Here is a 17,802-nt window from a genome sequence, read left to right on the forward strand (position 1 = left end):
GGGTGAGGTGCATCGACACCGTCGCGATCTACCTCTCCGCGGTGTTCCTGGCCGGGACACTCGCCCTGCTCGTGCGGATGCCACCCCTCGTCGGGTTCCTCGCCGCCGGCTTCGCACTCAACGCGGCAGGTGTCGAGGAGCTGCCGCAGCTCGACGACCTCGCCGACCTCGGAGTCACGCTGCTGCTGTTCAGCATCGGCCTCAAGCTCGACGTCCGGTTCCTGCTGCGGCGCGAGGTCTGGCTCACCGCGACGGTGCACATGGCACTCTCCGTCCCCCTGGCACTGGGCGTGCTCGGCGGGCTGGGTGCCCTGGGTGTCGGCCTGATCGCCGACGACGGCTTCGGGGCCCTGCTGCTGCTGGGTCTCGCCCTGTCCTTCTCCAGCACGGTCCTGGTCGTCAAGGTGCTGGAGGAGCGCAGCGAGAGCCAGTCGCTCTACGGCCGGATCGCGATCGGCATCCTCATCGTGCAGGACCTGGCCGCGGTGGTCTTCATCCTGGCGAGCGAGCGGTCCTGGCCGAGCCCGTGGGCCTTCGCCCTGGTCCTCCTGGTCCCCCTGGCGGTGCCGGTGCGCCGACTGTGGTCCCGCCTCGGCCACGGCGAGATGCAGGCGCTCTTCGGCGTCTTCATCGCCCTGGTCCCGGGCTTCGCGCTGTTCGAGGCGGTCGGCCTCAAGGGCGACGTCGGGGCCCTCGCGATGGGGCTCCTGCTCGCCGGGCACCCGGCGGCGTTCGAGCTCTCCCGAGCCCTGCTCTCCGTCAAGGACCTGCTCCTCGTCGGCTTCTTCCTCTCCATCGGGTTCACCGGCGAGCTCTCGTGGGCCACCGCCGGGCTCGGCCTCGCTCTGCTGGTGCTGCTGCCCGTGCAGGGCTGGCTCTACATGCTCCTGCTGCGGTGGGCGCGACTGCGTCGCCGGACGTCCGTGCTGACCGGCCTCACCCTCACCCAGAACTCCGAGTTCGGGCTGATCGTCGTCGCCGTCGGGGTGAGCGCCGGCATGCTCGAGCCCCACTGGCTGGTGGTGGTGTCGGTCGCGGTGGCTGCGAGCTTCGTGCTGTCGTCGATGGTCAACCGGCGCAGCATCGACCTCGTGCCGCTGCTGACCCGGACCCTGCCACCCCTCGACCCCGCGACACTCCATCCCGCGGACCGCTACGTCGACCTCGGCGACGCCCAGGCGGTCGTGATGGGCATGGGTCGCGTCGGCACCGCGGCCTACCGTCGGCTGGTGGACGCCCACGGCCTGGAGACGGTCGGGATCGAGCACGACCGCAACCGGGTCCGCCAGCACACCGAGCGGGGGTTCCGGGTGCTCGAGGCCGACGCCTCCGACGACGAGTTCTGGCAGCGGCTCGCCGACGCCTCCCAGGTCCGGGTGGCGATCCTGGCGATGCCCTTCCACGGCACCAACCAGGTGGCGCTCAAGCAGCTCCTCGACAGCGGCTTCCGGGGCCGGATCGCGGCCGTCGCGCAGTACGACGACGACGCCCGGTCGCTGCGTGAGAGCGGGGCCGACGCCGTGCTGCAGATCTACGACGGCGCGGGCTCGGAGATGGCCGACCGCGCCGTCGCACCTCGCTCCACCTCCTAGCGGGTTGCCCGGAGCCGTATGGCGCGGCAGGCTCGCGGGTATGGCACTCCCCGCCCACGACACGCTCGCGTTCGACGTCTACGGCACGCTGATCGACACCAGCGGTGTGGTCGAACAGCTGACCGAGGTGGTCGGCGACCGCGCCGGGGACTTCTCCGAGCGCTGGCGCACCACCCAGCTCGGGTACAGCTGGCGGCGGGCCCTGATGAAGGACTACGTCGACTTCGGCGTCTGCACCGCCCAGGCCCTCGACCACACGGCCGCGACCATGGCCGTCGACCTGACCGAGGACCAGCGGGCCCACCTGCTGGCGGCGTACGGCGCGCTGCCGGCCTTCCCCGACACCGCGCCCGCACTCCGGCAGCTCTCCGAGGCAGGCAGCCGGCTCGTGGCGTTCTCGAACGGCCCCGCCACGGCGGTGATCGGCCTCCTCGACGCGGCCGGCATCGGCGACCTGGTCAGCGACGTGGTGAGCGCCGACGACATCAGCACCTTCAAGCCCGACCCGGCGGTCTACCACCACCTGCTGGAGCGCTGCGCCACCGAGGCGCAGCGTGCCGTCGTGGTCTCGAGCAACGCCTTCGACGTGATCGGGGCGCAGGGGGCCGGGCTCGGCTCGGTGTGGGTGCGTCGCTCCGAGGCGGTGGCCTGGGACCCCTGGGACGTCGAGCCCGACCTCACGGTGGGTGCGCTGACCGACCTCGTCGACGGCTGAGGAATTCCCCGACCGCCGGGGTGGTTGGCCCGGCGTGCCCTCCCTCGGTCGTCTCACCCAGCTCTTCGTCGGTTGCGTCGTCCTCGGAACCGGGGTGGCGATGCTCCTGACCGCCGACCTCGGGTCCGACGGCTTCTCCACGCTCGTCAACGGTGTCGCGCTGTCGACGGGTGCCCCGTTCTGGATGGCCAACCTGCTCGTGTCGATCGGCTTCCTGCTGCTCGCGGCCGCCCGCCGCACGTATCCGGGCCTCGGCACCGTGGTGCAGGTGGTCGTGGTCGGGGCCACGGTGTCGGTGCTCTTCGAGGTCATGTCCACCCCCGAGACCTGGTCGGGGCAGGTCGGCTTGCTGCTGCTCGCGTTCCCGGTGCTGGCGATCGGCATCGCGACCTACCTCGGCAGCCACACCGGCGCCGGCCCCGCCGAGGCAGCGGCGCTCGCGTGGGACCCTCCCCTGCCGTTCCGGTGGAGCTACAGCTCGGTCCAGCTGGGCGGCGCCGTGGTCGGCTGGCTGCTGGGCGCGACGATCGGGGTGGCGACCGTGCTCGTGGTGCTGCTGCTCGGGCCCATGGTCGACCTGGCCGCGCGGCTGCTGCGGCTCGACGTCCACCAGCGCCCGGCGACCCCGCAGGCGGAGCCGGCAGCGTCCTGAGACCACCGGCCTCCTGTCAGTCGTCGCCGGTGACCCGCAGGCTCGTCGACCCCGGACCGAACCAGAGCGTCCGTTGCGGGAAGGGGATCGTGATCTCGGCGTCGTCGAGCTTGCGCTTGACGGCCAGCGCGACCGCGTTGCGGACCCGCCACCGGGTGGCCATGTCCGAGGCGTGCCAGTAGCGCACCGCCACGTTGATCGAGGAGTCGCCGAACTCCTCCACCCAGGCCTCGGGCGGAGGGTCGGACTCGACGCCGTCGGCCTCCGCGCAGGCGGACAGGAGAAGGGAGCGCGCCTGCTCGAGGTCGGTGTCGTAGGCGACGCCGACCGTCAGCGAGGTCCGGTTGAGCGGCGTCTTGGTGAAGTTGACGATCGGGGACTGCAGCACCTCGGCGTTCGGCAGGTAGACGGTGACCCCGTCGTAGGTCCTGATCCTGACCGTCCGGAGGTTGACGTCCTCGACGCGCCCCTCGTGGTCACCGCTGCCGATCTCGTCGCCGATGCGGAAGGGCCGGCGCGCCTGCAGCAGGATCCCCGCCACAAAGTTCGACAGCACGTCCTGCGCTGCGAAGGCGAGCGCGATGCCGCCGATCCCCAGGGCGCCGAGCATCGGACCGACGCTCACCCCGGCGAGCTCCAGCGCGTAGACGGAGCCCGCCACCACGATGACGACTGCCGCGAGCCGGCCCAGCAGCCGCCCGGTGTGCCGGTCGGAGTCGCCGCGGTCGAGCACACGGATCGTCACGCGACGTACGACGACGGCGAGCATCAGGGTCGCGAGGAAGACGGCGACACCCGTCAGCACCGCGTCGTCGATCAGGGCGTCCATCCACCCATGGTGCCGCACCCGTGGGGTCGGCTCATCTCACCGGGCGTGTCCCATCTGGGAGGGACTGGGGTGGCCGGCCTCGAGGGCACGTGGGCGGTACGGCCACGGGTCAGCCAGGCGAAACACAGGCCGAGGTCGAGCCGAGGAGCGCCGAGTGATCCACCCCGTTCGACGTGCGCGTGACCTACGGTTCGACCATGTCCCCGACAGCGGCCACGAACGAGTCGCCGGAAGCCACCACAGATCCGATCGGGCCGCCGAGTCGCCGGCGCCGGTGGCTGTGGATCACGGTGCTGGGCGTCGTTCTCGTCGCGGCGACCACGGGCTGGCGTGTGGTCGGCGTCAGCGCGTTGGACCAGGTGGTGGTCCAGGTGACGGACCACGACTGCGGCGACACGGCCACGGTTCGGGTCCGTAGGAACGGCAACCTGCTGGTGGAGACGACGCGAGACTTGCGGTGCACCTTCACCGTGACCATCGCCAACCAGGGCAGACGGACCGTCTCGATCGGTGAGGTGCGCGCGAACATCATGGGTCCCGATACTGGATCCGTGCTGCTTGCGGAGAGCATCGCTGGCGCGACCCCGCAGGGGGACCAGCAATCTGTGGACGCCCTGCACACGCTCGGTCGTGACCTTGCCGGCGGCTCGACCACATCGTTCGACCTCGTGGTCGTGCTCAACCCGGAAGGATGCAATGACGGCGTGACGCTGACGCTGTTCGGCTTCCCGCAAGTCGAGCTGTCCACGTTGAGGGTGTCCCGGACGGTCGACGCGATCAACGATCTCGAGGTCAACAACACCATCCGCACGCCAGGGTGCGGCCCCCACGACCGAGCGGCATAGGAGTGCGGGGGTCGTGTCGTACACGGAAGGACCGAACGCACGAATCGGTCGACCCGTCACGCGACAAAGCGTCCGTGAGTGCTCCTTCGGTCCTTCGGTGTACGACAACGGCGCGAACCCATCCCGGCATGAGAGCGCGTTAGGTCAGACCTCGACCTCCCTGCGAACGGGACCCGCCCGCTCAGAAGCCGCCGGCGTGCACGACCGGCTCGCCGTCGAGGACCGCCTGCACGATCCGCCGGGCGACCCGGTCGGGGTCGAGCCCGGTGGGCAGCTTCGGTGCGGACCCGGCGAGAGGGCGGTCGGCGAGGCCCGTCTCGGTGTGCGGAGGCCTGACGTCGTGGACGGTGATGCCGACCCGGCGCAGCTCACGCGACAGCGCCTGGTCGGCGGCGGCCAGGGCGGCCTTGCTGGCGCTGTAGGCGACCATGCCGGGCAGCGGCTGCTCGGCCACCACCCCGGGGAGGTTGACGACGAAGCCGCCCGCCTCGGCCAGCGCGGGCTGTACGCGGCGTAAGAGCCACAGCGGACCGAGCACGTTGACGAGGAAGAGCTGCTCAAGCACGGCGTCGTCGGTGTCGGCCAGCGTGCCGAAGGCGACCACCCCGGCCGCGTTCACCACGCCGTCGAGACGACCATGGGCCTCCGTGGCGACGGTGACGACCCGCTCGCCGAGCTCCGCGTCGGTCAGGTCCCCGACCACCACCTCGCCCGTGACGCCCACGTCACGCAGCGCCTGCTCGTCACGTCCCACGAGGACCAGCCGAGCGCCGTGCTCGTCCAGCACCCCGGCGATCCGGCGGCCGAGGGCACCACTGGCACCGACGACCGCGACGACGGCTCCGGACAGGTCGCGGGTCATGCGTCGAACCTAGCGACCGGGTGGGAGCCGCACCGGCGTCCGATACTGGGGGCGTGAACCCCACCTACGTCGCCGTGGTCGGCCCCAGCGGCGACCCCGAGTCGCCTGTGGCACAGGCCGCCGAGGAGGTCGGCCGGCTGCTCGCGGAGGCCGGGTGCGTCGTCGTCACCGGCGGCGGCACCGGCGTCATGGCCGCTGCGTCCCGGGGCGCGGCCGGAGCCGGGGGTACGACGCTCGGGATCCTGCCCGGCAACGACCGCGCCGAGGGCAATCCCCACCTGACCCTGGCGATCCCCACCGGCCTCGGCGAGGTGCGAAACGCGCTCGTGGTCCGGGCGGCCGACGCCGTGGTGGCTGTCGGCGGCAGCTGGGGCACGCTCAGCGAGATCGCCCTGGCCTGCCGCACCGGCGTCCGCTGCGTCTCCCTGCTCGGCTGGGACCTGCCGGAGACCGGCGGCCCGGTGGTGGCGGACTCACCCGCGGCCGCGGTGAGAGCTGCCCTGTCGTCCGGGTAACGCAACGCGCGTGTCGCTCCCGGGTCGTTAGAGCGTGCCGGGAGCGACACGGACGTTGCGTTACCGACCGAGGATCGGCGCTCAGTCCTCGTGGATCGGCTGCCGGGGCAGCCGCTTGACCTTGCCGGCCCGCTTGCGGCGTGCCGGGATCATCGACCGCATCTCCTCGAGCATGCCGAAGCACAGCAGCCGGTCCTCGGGCTGCAGCACGTGGCTCGCCCGCGGGTTGGGGATCACCTGGGTGCCGCGGTGGAGGGTCAGCACGGTGATGTCGCGCTCCCGCAGCCCGGAGTCGCCGATCGTCTTGCCCACGACGCTGGCGTCCTGGTGGACCGCGAGCTCGGCCACGCCGTAGCCGGTCGAGACGGTCAGCCGCTGCCGCACGTCGATGGTCGGGAACGCGACCTGGTTGTCGATGTGGTCGATGATCGCGCCCGCGATGTCGAGCTTGGTGGCCTTCTCGATGCCCTCGAGGCCGGGCGAGGAGTTGACCTCCATCACCAGGGGGCCGTCGTTGCCCTCCAGCATGTCGACGCCGGCCACCCGCAGGCCCATGATCTGCGCCGCTCGTACGGCGGTCTCCTGGAAGGCCTCGTCGAGCTCGACGGCCTCGACCGACCCGCCGCGGTGCACGTTGGACCGGAACTCGTCGCCCTGCGCCACCCGTCGCATCGCCGCGACCACCCGGTCGCCGACGACGAGGGCGCGGATGTCACGACCCTTGCTCTCCTTGACGAAGCGCTGGATCAGCACGTTCTGCTTGGTGCTCTGCAGCGTCTCGATGATCGCCTCGGCGACCTTGCGGTCGGGGGCGAGGATGACGCCGATGCCCTGGGTGCCCTCGAGGAGCTTGATGACCACGGGTGCGCCGCCGACGCGCTGGATCGCGGGGATGACGTCGGCCCGGTCCCGCACGAAGGTGGTGGCCGGCATGCCGATGTTGTGGCGGGAGAGGATCTGCGTCGCCCGGAGCTTGTCGCGGCTGTTGGTGATACCGGCGGCGGTGTTGGGGGTGTAGACGTCCATCTGCTCGAACTGCCGCACCACCGCGGTCCCGAAGTAGGTGATGGAGTTGCCGATGCGCGGCAGGATCGCGTCGTAGTCGGAGAGCTGCTTGCCGCGGAACTGGAGGTCGGGCTCGTCCCCACTCAGGTCGATGCCGAAGCGCAGCGTGTTGAGGACCTTCACCTCGTGGCCGCGATCGGCGGCCGCAGTCCGGAGCCGTTGCGTGCTGTAGGCGCGCGGTGCGCAGGAGAGGATCGCGAGTTTCATGTCCCTGACCTGAAAGGATGGGCGGGTGGCTGTCTCCGATGCTGCCCCCCCATCCAACACCATCGCAGGTTGGCGGGAATGGGTGAGCCTCCCCGGTCTCGGGGTCCCCTGGGTCAAGGCGAAGCTCGACACCGGCGCGCGCTCCTCGGCCATCCACGCCTTCGACATCCACGAGTTCGACCGCGACGGCGAGGCCTGGGTCCGCTACTCGATCCACCCGTGGCAGCGCTCCGGCGTGGACGCCGTCGACTGCGAGAGCCGCGTGGTCGCGCAGCGGCACGTGCGCAGCTCGTCCGGCCACACCCAGGAGCGCTACGTGGTGAACCTAGACGTCTCACTCGTCGGCCGGGTGGTCTCGGCCGAGGTGACGTTGAGCCGTCGCGACGAGATGGGGTTCCGGATGCTCGTCGGCCGGGAGGCGCTGCGCGGCTCCTTCCTCGTCGACTCGGGTCGCTCCTACCTCGGCGGACGACCCGAGCGCGCCGTACGCCGTCAGAACCGGGGCCGTTGATGCCGCGCGAGTCCTTCGGGATCGGCAACGTCCGGGTCCGGTCCGGCAGCTCCCGCGCCCTCGAGATCCCCATCACCCGGCTGGTGACCGGGGCCGACGTGAGCCTCCCGGTGCGGGTGGTGCACGGACGCGATGACGGGCCGACGGTCTGGGTCTCCGCTGCCATCCACGGCGACGAGGTGGTCGGCGTCGAGGTGATCCGGCAGGTTCTCGCCGCCCTCGATCCCAAGACCTTCCGCGGCACGCTGATCGCGGTGCCCATCGTCAACGTGCTGGGGTTCATGAACGGCGACCGCTACCTCCCGGACCGGCGCGACCTCAACCGGTCCTTCCCGGGCTCGGCGCGCGGCTCGCTCGCGAGCCGGATCGCCCACCTGTTCATGGAGGAGGTCGTCGCCCACTCCGAGGTCGGGATCGACCTCCACACCGGGTCGGACCGTCGCTCGAACCTGCCGCAGGTCCGGGCCGACCTCGACGACCCCCGCACCCACCAGCTCGCCGAGGCCTTCGCGGCGCCGGTGATGCTGCACGCGCGCGTGCGTGACGGGTCGCTGCGCTGGGCGGCCCGCGAGCGGGGCGCGACCGTGCTGCTCTACGAGGGCGGGGAGAACCTGCGCCTCGACGAGTACGCGATCGAGCCCGCCGTCGCCGGCGTCCGCCGGGTGCTCGCGGCGCTCGACATGATCGACCCGGTCGCCCCGGCCGACCACGAGCCGTCCATCGAGTGCCGCAGCAGCGGCTGGGTCCGCGCCCGGCGTACCGGCATCCTCACCCTCGACGCCCATCTGGGCCAGCAGGTCACCGAGGGGGACCGGCTGGGCGCGCTGGTCGACTCGTTCGGCCGCACGCTGCGCCTGGTGCGCGCCAACCGCACCGGCATCGTCATCGGCCGCACCGAGGCGCCGCTGGTCAACTCCGGCGACGCGCTGGTCCACATCGGCAGCTGAGCCACACATACCCCTCCTGCGGTAGGCGAGGGCCAGCCCGCTCCCCCTACCCTCGAGGTGGAGGCTCGGGAGTGCTCTCGGCTGGGGACGAGGGAGGACCCCTTGCGTCATGCAGTGCTCGTGCACGCCGGCTCGGTCGCGAGGGCTGCCTTCGAGCGCCTCGCCGAGCACCTCGGCGAGGAGGAGCCCCCGGCCCTGGTCCGGGCCCTGGCCGACTGGACCCGTCCCGAGGTCGAGGGCTGGCTGCCGCTGCTGCGCCGCCGCGGGATCGCCATGCGCCACCACTTCCGCACCCGGGAGAGCCACGACCCGCTGCTCGCAGCACTGGCCGTCGAGACGTTGACGCTTGCGTCCGACGCCGACCTCGAGCACGTCTACCTGGTCGGCGACGTCGGCGGTGCGACACCCCTGGTCGACCGTCTCCGCGAGCTCGGCGTCCGCGTCACTGCCGTCGGGCCGGCACGCACCCCCCACGACTTCCGGTCCGCGTGCGACGACTTCTGGGACCTCGCCGAGTTCGAGACCGACGGCGGTCACCGTGACGTCGGGCGCCACCGCGCCCAGTGACGTGACGCTCAGCCGGAGTGGCCGCGCAGCAGCCGCTCGAACGGCGTGACGTCGTCGGGTACGCCGGTACCCGAACGTCGCGGCCGGGCGGCCGGGTCAGGGGCGAACCCCTCGACGCCCTCGGTGCGGACCATGAGGGCGGCGAGCTCGGCCGCGGCGCGACCCACCCGCTCCGCTAGGCCGGCGGCGCCGAAGTCCTCGGTCGCGGCGAAGACGCCGGTCGGCACGACGACCGCGCGGTAGTGGGTGAACAGCGGGCGCATCGCGTGGTCGAGGACCAGCGAGTGCCGCGCCGTACCCGCGGTCGCGGCGACGAGCACCGGCATGCCGTTGAGCGCGTCGGTGTCGAGCGCGTCGACGAACAGCTTGAACAGGCCGCTGTAGCTCGCGCCGAAGACCGGCGTCACCGCGACGACGGCGTCGGCCGCCGACACCAGGTCGCGCACCCGCGACAGCGCCGGGGTCGGCATGCCGCCGGTGGTCATCATCGTGGCCAGGTCGTGGGCCAGCTCGCGGACCTCGACCACGTCGACGACCACGTCCTCACCGCGCGCCGTGACGGCTGCCCGGACGGCGTCCGTCAGCTGGTCGGCGAGCAGGCGCGACGACGACGGCTCGGAGAGGCCGGCGCTCACGACGAGCAGGCGACGGGTCATACGGCAGGCTCCTCCGCGGAGATCCGGGCACGGGCGGGCTCCACCTGGTGGTGGGCCGCGTCGGGACCCGCCGCGACGAGGGTCGCGTGGGTCGGGGGGTCGCTGGGCACGTGGGCCGGGCGTCCACGCTCGAACTCCCGGCGCAGCACCGGGACCACCTCGCGACCCAGGATCTCGATCTGCTCGAGCACGACGTCGGTGGGCAGGCCGGCATGGTCGATGAGGAACAGCTGCCGCTGGTAGTCACCGACGTAGTCGGCGAACCCGAGGGTCCGCTCGACGACCTGCTCGACCGTGCCGACGGTCAACGGCGTCATCGCGGAGAAGTCCTCCAGTGACGGGCCGTGGCCGTAGACCGGCGCGTTGTCGAAGTACGGCCGGAAGAACCGCTTGGCCTCGGCCTCGGTCTCGCCGATGAACACCTGGCCCCCGAGGCCCACGACCGCCTGGTCTGCGGCGCCGTGGCCGTAGTGCTCGAACCGGCGCCGGTAGAGCTTCACCATCTGCTCGGTGTGCTCCTTGTTCCAGAAGATGTGGTTGTGGAAGAACCCGTCGCCGTAGTAGGCCGCCTGCTCGGCGATCTCGGTGGACCGGATCGACCCGTGCCACACGAACGGCGGGGTGCCGTCCAGGGGCGCGGGCGTGGAGGTGTAGCCGTGCAGCGGCGTGCGGTGGCGGCCCTGCCAGTTGACGACCGGCTCGCGCCACAGGCGCCGGAGCAGGTGGTAGTTCTCGACGGCGAGGTCGATGCCGTCGCGGATGTCCTTGCCGAACCACGGGTAGACCGGCCCGGTGTTGCCGCGACCCATCATCAGGTCGACACGACCGCCGGACAGGTGCTGCAGGACCGCGTAGTCCTCCGCGATCTTCACCGGGTCGTTGGTCGTGATCAACGTGGTGGAGGTGCTCAGCAGCAGCCGCTCGGTGCGGGCCGCGATCCAGCCCAGATGGGTGGTCGGGCTGCTCACGACGAAGGGCGGGTTGTGGTGCTCGCCGGTCGCGAAGACGTCGAGGCCGACCTCCTCGGCCTTGAGGGCCGCGCGGGTCATCGCGTCGATGCGCTGCCCCTCGCTCGGCGCCTCGCCGGTCGTGGGGTCGGGGGTGATGTCACCGACGCTGAAGATGCCGAACTGCATGGCGTGCTGCTCCTCGCCTCCGTCAGGTGTGGTCGTTGAACGCTGCACCAACAACGGGTCCGGCGCCCTCATCATTCCCGGGCGGGCGAGGGCCCCGGGGACTCGTTGGGCTACGGTCTTCGGCACCGTCACGACCCGTCTCGGAGGTTCCCGGTGCTCAAGACGATCTCGCGCCCCCTGGTCCGGCTCGCGGAGCGCTGGCTGCCCAGCGCCCTGACGTTCGCCGTTGTGCTGACCCTCGTGGTGGCCCTGCTGGCGCTGCTGCTCACCGACTCCGGTCCGGTGGCCGTGACCCGGGCGTGGGGCGACGGCCTGATCGGGCTGCTCGCGTTCATGACCCAGATGGCGCTGATCCTGCTGCTCGGCCACACCCTCGCCCACACGGGACCGGTACGCCGGCTGCTGACCCGGGCCGGCACGGTGCCCCGGACGGAGGCCCAGGCCTACGGCTTCGTGGTCCTGTGCGCGGCCCTCGCCTCGCTCATTACCTGGGGCCTCGGTCTCGTGGTGGGCGCACTGCTCGCCATCGAGGTCGCGCGGTCGGGCAAGGAGCGCGGCCTGCGGCTCCACTTCCCGCTGCTCGTCGCGGCGGGCTACTCGGGCTTCGTGGTCTGGCACATGGGCTACTCCGGCTCCGGCCCACTGGCGGCGGCCACCCCCGGCAGCTTCGTCGAGGAGCAGGTCGGCGCGACGATCCCCGTCACCGAGACGCTCTTCAGCTGGTGGAACATCACCGGCGCCGCGGTGACCGTGGTGGTCATCGTCCTCGCCATGGCCGCCCTGGCGCCGTCCCGCGACGAACGAGTGGTGCAGCTGCCCGACGACGCCGAGCTCGGCGCCCCCGACACCGCGCTGCTGGAGACCGGCCGCGACGAGGGCCCCTCACCCGCCGAACGGCTGGACGGCGGGCGCCTGGTCACCACGGTGCTCGGGCTCGCGCTGCTGGCCTACCTGGTGACCTACTTCGCCCAGGAGGGGTTCGTCCTCACCCTCGACATCGTCAACTGGACGTTCCTGTGCCTCATCATGCTGCTGGTCGGCTCGCCCGCGGAGCTGGGCGGCCTGGTCGTCGACGCCGCCCGCAACGTGGGCGACATCCTGCTCCAGTTCCCGCTCTACGCCGGGATCCTCGGGATCATGACGACGACCGGCCTGCTGACGATCTTCGCCGACTTCTTCGTCTCGGTCTCCACCCCGGCGACGCTCGGCCTGTGGGCCTTCCTCTCGGGAGGGCTGATCAACCTGTTCGTGCCGAGCGGTGGCGGCCAGTTCGCCGTCCAGGCGCCGATCTTCCTCGACGCCGCGGACACCCTGGGGGTCGACCCGTCCATCGTGATCATGGCGGTGGCCTACGGCGACCAGTGGACCAACATGCTGCAGCCGTTCTGGGCGCTGCCCGTGCTCGCGATCGCGCGACTGCGGATCCGCGACATCATGGGCTTCACCGCGGTCACGCTGCTGCTGACCGGCGTGGTGTTCGCGCTCACCATCATGCTGCCGGTCTGGTTCTGACCGGCAGCGGCGGCGCTGGGCTCAGGCCGCGGTCTTGTTCTTGCCGGCCACCGACTCCGCGACACCGATCAGGAGCACTGCGGCGACGACCGCCAGCACGAAGCCGATGACGTTCAGCTCCCAGATGCTGCCGGTGCCGAAGAACTGCGCGATGATCCCGCCGATCAGTGAGCCCACGAGGCCCAGGCCGAGGGTGGCGAGGATGCCCAGGTTCTGCTTGCCGGGCTTGATGAGGCGCGCGAGCGCGCCGATGATCAGGCCGGCGACGAGGAAACCAATCATGCCTCCACCCTAACCACGGCCCCTGACCCGACCGGTGACCCGGATCAGACGGTCCATCAGGGCGGCGGTGGCGGGCACCTGCTCGGCGCCCGGTCGGTAGGCCAGGCCGACGTGCCGGGTGCCCAGCGCGCGCGAGGTCCGCACCTCCACCTCCGGGTGGCGGAAGGCCGTGAGCGCCGACCGCGGCAGCATCGTCACCCCGAGCCCGGCGGCCACGAGAGCCTGCACCGCGACGTAGTCGTCGGTGGCGTGGGCCAGGCGCGGCTCGAACCCCGCGTCCCGGCAGCAGGCGACCAGGTGCGCCCGGCAGCGGGGACAGCCACCGATCCAGGTGTCGTCGGAGAGGTCGGCGAGGGTCCAGCGACGGCGTCCGGCCACGGCGTGGTCCGGCGGCAGCACGAGCTCCACCGGCTCCGTGGTCAGCGGCAGCCAGGTCAGGTCGCCCTCCTCGTCCGGCGGGCCGTCGTACCCGAACGCCACCGCGAGGTCCGCCTCGCCCTCGCGGACGGCTGCCCAGGCCTCCGGCGGCTCCGCCTCCTCCATGGAGACCTCGACGTCTGGATGGGCGTCCGCGAGCAGCCGGAGCGCCGCCGGGACGACCGTGGCCACGGCGGAGGGATGGGCGACGAGCCGCACCCGCCCGCCACGCAGCTCGGAGAGCGAGGCGAGCTCCTCGGCGGCCATGTGCAGCTCGCCGGCGAGGACGTCGGCCCGACCGAGCAGCACGGCGCCGGCCTGGGTGAGGGTCACCCCGCGGGGTCCGCGCAGCAGCAGCGGGCTGCCGACCTCGCGCTCGAGGCGCTGCAGCTGCTGGCTGACCGCGGGCTGGGTCCAGCCCAGCTCGCGCGCGGCCGCGCTCAGCGACCCCGCCCGGGCGACGGTGCGGAAGACCAGGACACGGCGGGGATCCATCCCTCCAAGTATCACTTATGCCCCGGGCAAGGAGGACGGGTCTTCCTTGCATCACGGGGCACTGGTGCCATGGACCCATGCGCACCATCGGACTCATCGGCGGCATGAGCTGGCACTCGACCGAGAGCTACTACCGCATCATCAACGAGACCGTTGCCGAGCGGCGTGGCGGCCACGCCTCGGCGTCGATCGCGCTGCAGTCGCTGGACTTCTCGATCATCCGCGACTGCCAGCTGACCGGGGATTGGGACCGAGCGGGCGAGCTCCTCGCCACCGCGGCCCGCGGCTGTGTCGCCGGCGGGGCCGACGTCGTCGCGATCTGCACCAACCTCATGCACAAGGTCGCGCCCGCGGTCGAGGCGGCGGTCGACGTGCCGCTCCTGCACATCGCCGACGCGGTCGCCGGTGTCGCCACCCCTCGCGACTGGGACCGGCTCGGTGTCCTCGGCGCACGGTGGGTGATGGAGGAGACCTTCTACGCCGAGCGGCTGGCCCGTCACGGGATCGCCGCGGTCACCCCGGAGGCGGAGGACCGCGAGGTGGTCGACCGGGTGATCTTCGACGAGCTGACGCAGGGCCGGGTGCTGGCGGAGTCGCGCGCGGCGTACGTCGGGGTCATCGAGCGGCTCGCCGAGCAGGGCGCCCAGGCGGTGGTGCTGGGGTGCACCGAGATCGGTCTGCTGGTCAAGGCCGAGGACAGCCCGCTGCCCCTGATCTGCTCCGCCGAGGCCCATGCCCGGGCGCTCGCCGAGGTCGCCCTCGAGGCCCCGACCCCTGCCTGAGGGCCGATGAGTCGACCGGTCGGCGCCGGTCGGACCAGGTGACAGCGACCCGACCCCCGGAGGCGACGGATGCGGACCCTGGCCATCACGCAGAACCTCACCCTCGACGGACGCATCGAGATGCTCGGCGACTGGTTCGACCAGCAGCAGCAGGGCGCCCCCGACCAGGCGGACATGCTCGCCGAGCAACACCGGCAGGCCGCGGCCAACGACGCCCTGCTCCTCGGTCGGCACACCTTCCTCGCCTTCCGCGGCTACTGGCGCGACCTCACCGACGACAGCACGGGGATCGCCGACCACCTCAACACGATCGACAAGTACGTCGTCTCCTCGACACTCACCGAGCCGGACTGGTCGGGAACCACCGTCGTGGCCGAGGACCCGGTCGCGGCCGTGCACCGCCTCAAGCAGGAGCCGGGTGGGCACATCGTGTGCACCGGATCGATCCAGCTCACGCACCGCCTCATCGAAGCGGGCCTCGTCGACGAGTACCGGTTGTTCACCTACCCCGTCGCGCAGGGGGCCGGCCGTCGGCTGTTCCCCGAGGGGCACTCCACCTCGGGGTTGCGCGTCGCCGAGGCGACCGCCTTCGGATCCGGGGTGGGTTACCAGCGGTGGGTGGCGGCCTAGCTGGGCGTGTCGCGTTCCCCAGGCGGACGGGGCGTTCGACAGACGGTGCCGTCGTGTTCGCGTCAGCGGGCAGACACCGGCGATGCGCCGCCACTTCGGGCCTCGGGAGCGACGTTTGCCCGCTGCTGCGTTCGGCTCGAGCCAGTGATGCCCGGGGTCACACCCAGTGGGTGTCGTGCTGGAGCATGAAGGCGGCCCGCTCGTCGTCGGTCATGGTCGCGCCGTGGCCGAGCGAGGCGAGGGTCTCGAAGTAGTCCTCGCGCGGCCCGCCGGGGGTGAACAGCAGCAGCATCCGCGCGTGGTCGCCCCCACGGAAGCCGTGGATCCCGCCCTCGGGCACGTGCAGGAAGTCACCGGCCCGCGCGGTCACCCAGTCGTGGCCGTCGAAGAGCCGCACCCTGCCCTCGAGCACGTAGAAGGACTCGGTGATCGAGCGGTGGAAGTGCGGGTCGGGGCCCGACTCCTGCTCGCCGAAGCTCCAGCGGTAGAGGCCGTAGAGCCCGCCGGTCTGGTCCCCGGTCGCGAGGTACTCACAGGTGCCGCCGCTGCTGAAGGTGATGTCGGGCTCGGTCCCGTCCGGCCGCAGCCAGGCGTTGACCTCGCCGTCCGAGCCGCCGTAGACATCGTCCGGGTAGGGCCGGTGCAGGGGGTTGGGGAGGGACATGATGGCCATCGTGCCGATGCGCAGCCGGCCCGGCCACTGCATTCCGGGGGATAGCGTGGCCGCCATGGAGATCCCTCACCACGTGCTCAACGACGGACGCGAGATCCCCGCCATCGGGTTCGGCACCTACCCGCTCACCGGGCAGGAGTGCATCGACGCGGTGGCCTCCGCGATCGAGGTCGGCTACCGGCTGATCGACACGGCGGTCAACTACGGCAACGAGGAGGAGGTCGGTGAGGCGGTCCGCCGGTCCGGGGTGCCCCGGGACGAGCTGTTCGTGACCAGCAAGCTGCCGGGCCGCCATCACGCGTACGACGACGCCATCCGCTCCACGAAGGAGTCGCTGCAGCGGCTCGGGCTCGACCACCTCGACCTGCACCTGATCCACTGGCCCAACCCGAGCCGCGGGCTCTACCCGGAGGCCTGGCGCGCCCTGGTCGACCTGCAGCGCGAGGGCCTCGTGCGCTCGCTCGGCGTCTCGAACTTCACCGGCGAGCACCTGCGCCGGGTGATCGACGAGACCGGCGTGACGCCGGCGGTGAACCAGGTCGAGCTCCACCCCTGGTTCCCCCAGCAGGAGATGAGGAAGACCCACCTCGAGCTCGGCGTCGTCACGGAGTCGTGGAGCCCCCTGGGCAAGCGGCAGGCGCCCTTCGACGAGCCACCGGTGGCCGCGGCTGCCCGAACACACGGCGTCACCCCCGGGCAGGTCGTCCTGCGCTGGCAGGTGCAGGTGGGCGCGCTGCCGATCCCCAAGTCCGCGACCCCCGCCCGGCAGCGGGAGAACCTGGACGTCTTCGGCTTCGAGCTGACCGAGGACGAGGTCTCCGCGATCACCGGGCTCGGCCGCCCCGACGGTCGGCTGTTCGGCGGCGACCCCGACACCCACGAGGAGATGTAGTGGCCCGGTACGGCGCGCAGTTCGGCCCCGACGTCACCTTCCTCGGCGTCGAGCGCTGTGACCTCGACGACGAGGCGACGTACGCCGACGCCGACGTGGTCGTCGTCGGCGCCCCCTTCGACGGCGGCACCTCGCACCGGCCGGGCACCCGCTTCGGCCCGCAGGCGATCCGGACCACCGACTACCTCGGTCACGACGGGTCGCGCCCGAGCCTGGCCCTGCGCACCGACGGGCTGCGGGACCTGCGCGTCCTCGACGCCGGCGACGTGGAGATGCCGCCGGGCGACATCGAGCGGGCGCTGGGTGCGCTGGAGGCCGCGGTGGAGAAGGTCGCCCGGGCCGGCGCGATCCCGGTGGTGCTCGGCGGCGACCACTCGATCGCCTTTCCCGACGCCAAGGGCGTCGCCAACGTGCTGGGCCACGGCCGGGTCTCGATGATCCACTTCGACGCCCACGCCGACACCGGCGACATCGAGTTCGGCTCGCTGTGGGGGCATGGCCAGCCGATGCGGCGGCTCATCGAGTCCGGGGCGCTGCGCGGCGACCGGTTCCTCCAGGTGGGGCTGCGCGGCTACTGGCCCGGCCCCGAGACGCTGGACTGGATGGCGGCGCAGTCGATGCGGTCCTACGAGATGACCGAGATCGGCCACCGGGGTCTCGAGGCCTGCCTGACCGAGGCCTTCGCCATCGCCACCGACGAGTGCGACGGGGTCTTCCTCTCCGTCGACATCGACGTCTGCGACCCCGGCCACGCTCCCGGAACCGGCACCCCCGAGCCCGGGGGGCTGTCGGCCCGCGAGCTCCTCGACGCCGTACGCCGGATCTGCCTGGAGCTCCCCGTGGTCGGCGTCGACGTGGTCGAGGTGTCCCCGCCCTACGACCACGCCGACATCACCGCGGCGCTGGCCAACCGGGTCGTGCTGGAGGCGTTGTCGGCCATCGCCCGCAAGCGGCGCGACGAGCGCGACGGCACGGCCTGGGAGCCGGGCCGGCCGCTGCTCGACCGCTGAACCGGGGCCC

At 72.0% G+C, this 17,802-nt stretch carries 21 protein-coding genes; 13 read left to right on the top strand and 8 right to left on the bottom strand.

The genetic code is table 11. The annotated features are described in order from the left end of the window. Window positions 1-2: 2 nt before the first annotated feature. From K6T13_RS16800 to K6T13_RS16810, 3 genes are read left to right on the top strand one after another with little or no spacing between them, the layout of a single operon-like run. On the top strand, window positions 3-1,592 hold the full coding sequence (locus K6T13_RS16800; RefSeq protein ID WP_249423844.1) for a cation:proton antiporter family protein: 1,590 nt from the start codon (window positions 3-5) through the stop codon (window positions 1,590-1,592). A 40-nt stretch (window positions 1,593-1,632) separates the two neighbouring features. Continuing rightward, window positions 1,633-2,307 carry a haloacid dehalogenase type II gene (locus tag K6T13_RS16805; RefSeq protein WP_222895659.1) on the top strand — a complete coding sequence of 225 codons (675 nt, stop codon included), beginning with the start codon at window positions 1,633-1,635 and terminating at the stop codon, window positions 2,305-2,307. Window positions 2,308-2,341: 34 nt separating this feature from the next. Further along, on the top strand, window positions 2,342-2,959 hold the full coding sequence (locus tag K6T13_RS16810; protein ID WP_222895660.1) for a DUF6198 family protein: 618 nt from the start codon (window positions 2,342-2,344) through the stop codon (window positions 2,957-2,959). Between the two features lie 16 nt (window positions 2,960-2,975). On the opposite strand, the gene K6T13_RS16815 is transcribed toward K6T13_RS16810, so the two are convergent. Further along, complete coding sequence (locus tag K6T13_RS16815; protein ID WP_222895661.1) at window positions 2,976-3,788, bottom strand: mechanosensitive ion channel family protein; 813 nt, start codon at window positions 3,786-3,788, stop codon at window positions 2,976-2,978. Window positions 3,789-3,961: 173 nt separating this feature from the next. Between K6T13_RS16815 and K6T13_RS16820 the strand changes: the two genes are divergently transcribed. Then, window positions 3,962-4,633, top strand: a complete 672-nt coding sequence (locus tag K6T13_RS16820; RefSeq protein WP_222895662.1) for a hypothetical protein — start codon at window positions 3,962-3,964, stop codon at window positions 4,631-4,633. Between the two features lie 181 nt (window positions 4,634-4,814). Here the strand turns inward: K6T13_RS16820 and K6T13_RS16825 are convergent, their stop codons facing one another. Continuing rightward, complete coding sequence (locus tag K6T13_RS16825; protein WP_222895663.1) at window positions 4,815-5,495, bottom strand: SDR family NAD(P)-dependent oxidoreductase; 681 nt, start codon at window positions 5,493-5,495, stop codon at window positions 4,815-4,817. A gap of 53 nt (window positions 5,496-5,548) precedes the next feature. On the opposite strand from K6T13_RS16825, the gene K6T13_RS16830 reads away from it, so the two are divergent. Beyond that, the gene (locus tag K6T13_RS16830) at window positions 5,549-6,010 is read left to right on the top strand and encodes a TIGR00725 family protein (protein ID WP_222895664.1); all 462 of its coding nucleotides are present in this window, start codon (window positions 5,549-5,551) and stop codon (window positions 6,008-6,010) included. Between the two features lie 81 nt (window positions 6,011-6,091). On the opposite strand, the gene K6T13_RS16835 is transcribed toward K6T13_RS16830, so the two are convergent. Next, window positions 6,092-7,282: a RimK family alpha-L-glutamate ligase gene (locus K6T13_RS16835; RefSeq protein WP_222895665.1), complete on the bottom strand. Its 1,191-nt coding sequence runs from the start codon at window positions 7,280-7,282 to the stop codon at window positions 6,092-6,094. A 25-nt stretch (window positions 7,283-7,307) separates the two neighbouring features. Between K6T13_RS16835 and K6T13_RS16840 the strand changes: the two genes are divergently transcribed. The 3 genes from K6T13_RS16840 to K6T13_RS16850 all read left to right on the top strand — a co-directional run bounded on the left by K6T13_RS16840 (window position 7,308) and on the right by K6T13_RS16850 (window position 9,307). Further along, window positions 7,308-7,793: an ATP-dependent zinc protease family protein gene (locus K6T13_RS16840; RefSeq protein WP_222895666.1), complete on the top strand. Its 486-nt coding sequence runs from the start codon at window positions 7,308-7,310 to the stop codon at window positions 7,791-7,793. Beyond that, entirely contained in the window at window positions 7,793-8,740 is a 948-nt protein-coding gene (locus K6T13_RS16845) for a succinylglutamate desuccinylase/aspartoacylase family protein (RefSeq protein WP_222895667.1), read from the top strand. The genes K6T13_RS16840 and K6T13_RS16845 overlap by 1 nt, the downstream gene beginning before the upstream one ends. Window positions 8,741-8,842: 102 nt before the next feature. Then, a complete protein-coding gene (locus K6T13_RS16850) occupies window positions 8,843-9,307 on the top strand; it encodes an NYN domain-containing protein (RefSeq protein WP_222895668.1) in 465 nt (154 codons plus the stop codon). An 8-nt stretch (window positions 9,308-9,315) separates the two neighbouring features. Here the strand turns inward: K6T13_RS16850 and K6T13_RS16855 are convergent, their stop codons facing one another. After that, window positions 9,316-9,963, bottom strand: a complete 648-nt coding sequence (locus K6T13_RS16855) for a CE1759 family FMN reductase (protein ID WP_222895669.1) — start codon at window positions 9,961-9,963, stop codon at window positions 9,316-9,318. Next, window positions 9,960-11,099, bottom strand: coding sequence for an LLM class flavin-dependent oxidoreductase (locus K6T13_RS16860; RefSeq protein WP_222895670.1), 1,140 nt, complete (start codon window positions 11,097-11,099; stop codon window positions 9,960-9,962). The genes K6T13_RS16855 and K6T13_RS16860 overlap by 4 nt, the downstream gene beginning before the upstream one ends. A gap of 153 nt (window positions 11,100-11,252) precedes the next feature. On the opposite strand from K6T13_RS16860, the gene K6T13_RS16865 reads away from it, so the two are divergent. Further along, window positions 11,253-12,611 (top strand): short-chain fatty acid transporter, encoded by a 1,359-nt coding sequence (locus K6T13_RS16865; RefSeq protein ID WP_222895671.1) that lies wholly within the window; start codon window positions 11,253-11,255, stop codon window positions 12,609-12,611. 21 nt (window positions 12,612-12,632) lie between these two features. On the opposite strand, the gene K6T13_RS16870 is transcribed toward K6T13_RS16865, so the two are convergent. Both K6T13_RS16870 and K6T13_RS16875 read right to left on the bottom strand, forming a co-directional pair. Then, a complete protein-coding gene (locus K6T13_RS16870; RefSeq protein ID WP_222895672.1) occupies window positions 12,633-12,893 on the bottom strand; it encodes a GlsB/YeaQ/YmgE family stress response membrane protein in 261 nt (86 codons plus the stop codon). Window positions 12,894-12,902: 9 nt separating this feature from the next. Then, the gene (locus K6T13_RS16875) at window positions 12,903-13,805 is read right to left on the bottom strand and encodes a LysR family transcriptional regulator (RefSeq protein WP_222895673.1); all 903 of its coding nucleotides are present in this window, start codon (window positions 13,803-13,805) and stop codon (window positions 12,903-12,905) included. A 77-nt stretch (window positions 13,806-13,882) separates the two neighbouring features. On the opposite strand from K6T13_RS16875, the gene K6T13_RS16880 reads away from it, so the two are divergent. Then, a complete protein-coding gene (locus K6T13_RS16880) occupies window positions 13,883-14,587 on the top strand; it encodes an aspartate/glutamate racemase family protein (RefSeq protein WP_249423846.1) in 705 nt (234 codons plus the stop codon). Window positions 14,588-14,656: 69 nt separating this feature from the next. Next, window positions 14,657-15,217, top strand: a complete 561-nt coding sequence (locus tag K6T13_RS16885) for a dihydrofolate reductase family protein (protein ID WP_222895675.1) — start codon at window positions 14,657-14,659, stop codon at window positions 15,215-15,217. Between the two features lie 157 nt (window positions 15,218-15,374). Here K6T13_RS16885 and K6T13_RS16890 read toward each other — a convergent pair whose 3' ends face one another. Then, window positions 15,375-15,947, bottom strand: coding sequence for a cupin domain-containing protein (locus tag K6T13_RS16890; protein WP_249423848.1), 573 nt, complete (start codon window positions 15,945-15,947; stop codon window positions 15,375-15,377). Here K6T13_RS16890 and K6T13_RS16895 point away from each other — a divergent pair. Together K6T13_RS16895 and speB are read left to right on the top strand one after the other, a co-directional pair. Then, entirely contained in the window at window positions 15,946-16,782 is an 837-nt protein-coding gene (locus K6T13_RS16895; RefSeq protein WP_222895676.1) for an aldo/keto reductase, read from the top strand. The genes K6T13_RS16890 and K6T13_RS16895 overlap by 2 nt on opposite strands. Further along, complete coding sequence (gene speB, locus K6T13_RS16900) at window positions 16,782-17,792, top strand: agmatinase (RefSeq protein ID WP_222895677.1); 1,011 nt, start codon at window positions 16,782-16,784, stop codon at window positions 17,790-17,792. The genes K6T13_RS16895 and speB overlap by 1 nt, the downstream gene beginning before the upstream one ends. The last annotated feature ends 10 nt before the right edge of the window (window positions 17,793-17,802 follow it).

Source organism: Nocardioides coralli, assembly GCF_019880385.1.
Classification (GTDB): Bacteria; Actinomycetota; Actinomycetes; order Propionibacteriales; family Nocardioidaceae; genus Nocardioides; species Nocardioides coralli.

What these genes read in the sequence shown, in the direction of transcription:
- K6T13_RS16855 (WP_222895669.1), bottom strand. Translation starts at nt 9,963, where the DNA reads ATGACCCGTCGCCTGCTCGTCGTGAGCGCCGGCCTCTCCGAGCCGTCG.
- K6T13_RS16815 (WP_222895661.1), bottom strand. Translation starts at nt 3,788, where the DNA reads ATGGACGCCCTGATCGACGACGCGGTGCTGACGGGTGTCGCCGTCTTC.
- K6T13_RS16895 (WP_222895676.1), top strand. Translation starts at nt 15,946, where the DNA reads ATGGAGATCCCTCACCACGTGCTCAACGACGGACGCGAGATCCCCGCC.
- K6T13_RS16890 (WP_249423848.1), bottom strand. Translation starts at nt 15,947, where the DNA reads ATGGCGGCCACGCTATCCCCCGGAATGCAGTGGCCGGGCCGGCTGCGC.
- K6T13_RS16880 (WP_249423846.1), top strand. Translation starts at nt 13,883, where the DNA reads ATGCGCACCATCGGACTCATCGGCGGCATGAGCTGGCACTCGACCGAG.
- K6T13_RS16870 (WP_222895672.1), bottom strand. Translation starts at nt 12,893, where the DNA reads ATGATTGGTTTCCTCGTCGCCGGCCTGATCATCGGCGCGCTCGCGCGC.
- K6T13_RS16845 (WP_222895667.1), top strand. Translation starts at nt 7,793, where the DNA reads ATGCCGCGCGAGTCCTTCGGGATCGGCAACGTCCGGGTCCGGTCCGGC.
- K6T13_RS16825 (WP_222895663.1), bottom strand. Translation starts at nt 5,495, where the DNA reads ATGACCCGCGACCTGTCCGGAGCCGTCGTCGCGGTCGTCGGTGCCAGT.
- K6T13_RS16885 (WP_222895675.1), top strand. Translation starts at nt 14,657, where the DNA reads ATGCGGACCCTGGCCATCACGCAGAACCTCACCCTCGACGGACGCATC.
- K6T13_RS16805 (WP_222895659.1), top strand. Translation starts at nt 1,633, where the DNA reads ATGGCACTCCCCGCCCACGACACGCTCGCGTTCGACGTCTACGGCACG.
- K6T13_RS16835 (WP_222895665.1), bottom strand. Translation starts at nt 7,282, where the DNA reads ATGAAACTCGCGATCCTCTCCTGCGCACCGCGCGCCTACAGCACGCAA.
- K6T13_RS16860 (WP_222895670.1), bottom strand. Translation starts at nt 11,099, where the DNA reads ATGCAGTTCGGCATCTTCAGCGTCGGTGACATCACCCCCGACCCCACG.
- K6T13_RS16875 (WP_222895673.1), bottom strand. Translation starts at nt 13,805, where the DNA reads ATGGATCCCCGCCGTGTCCTGGTCTTCCGCACCGTCGCCCGGGCGGGG.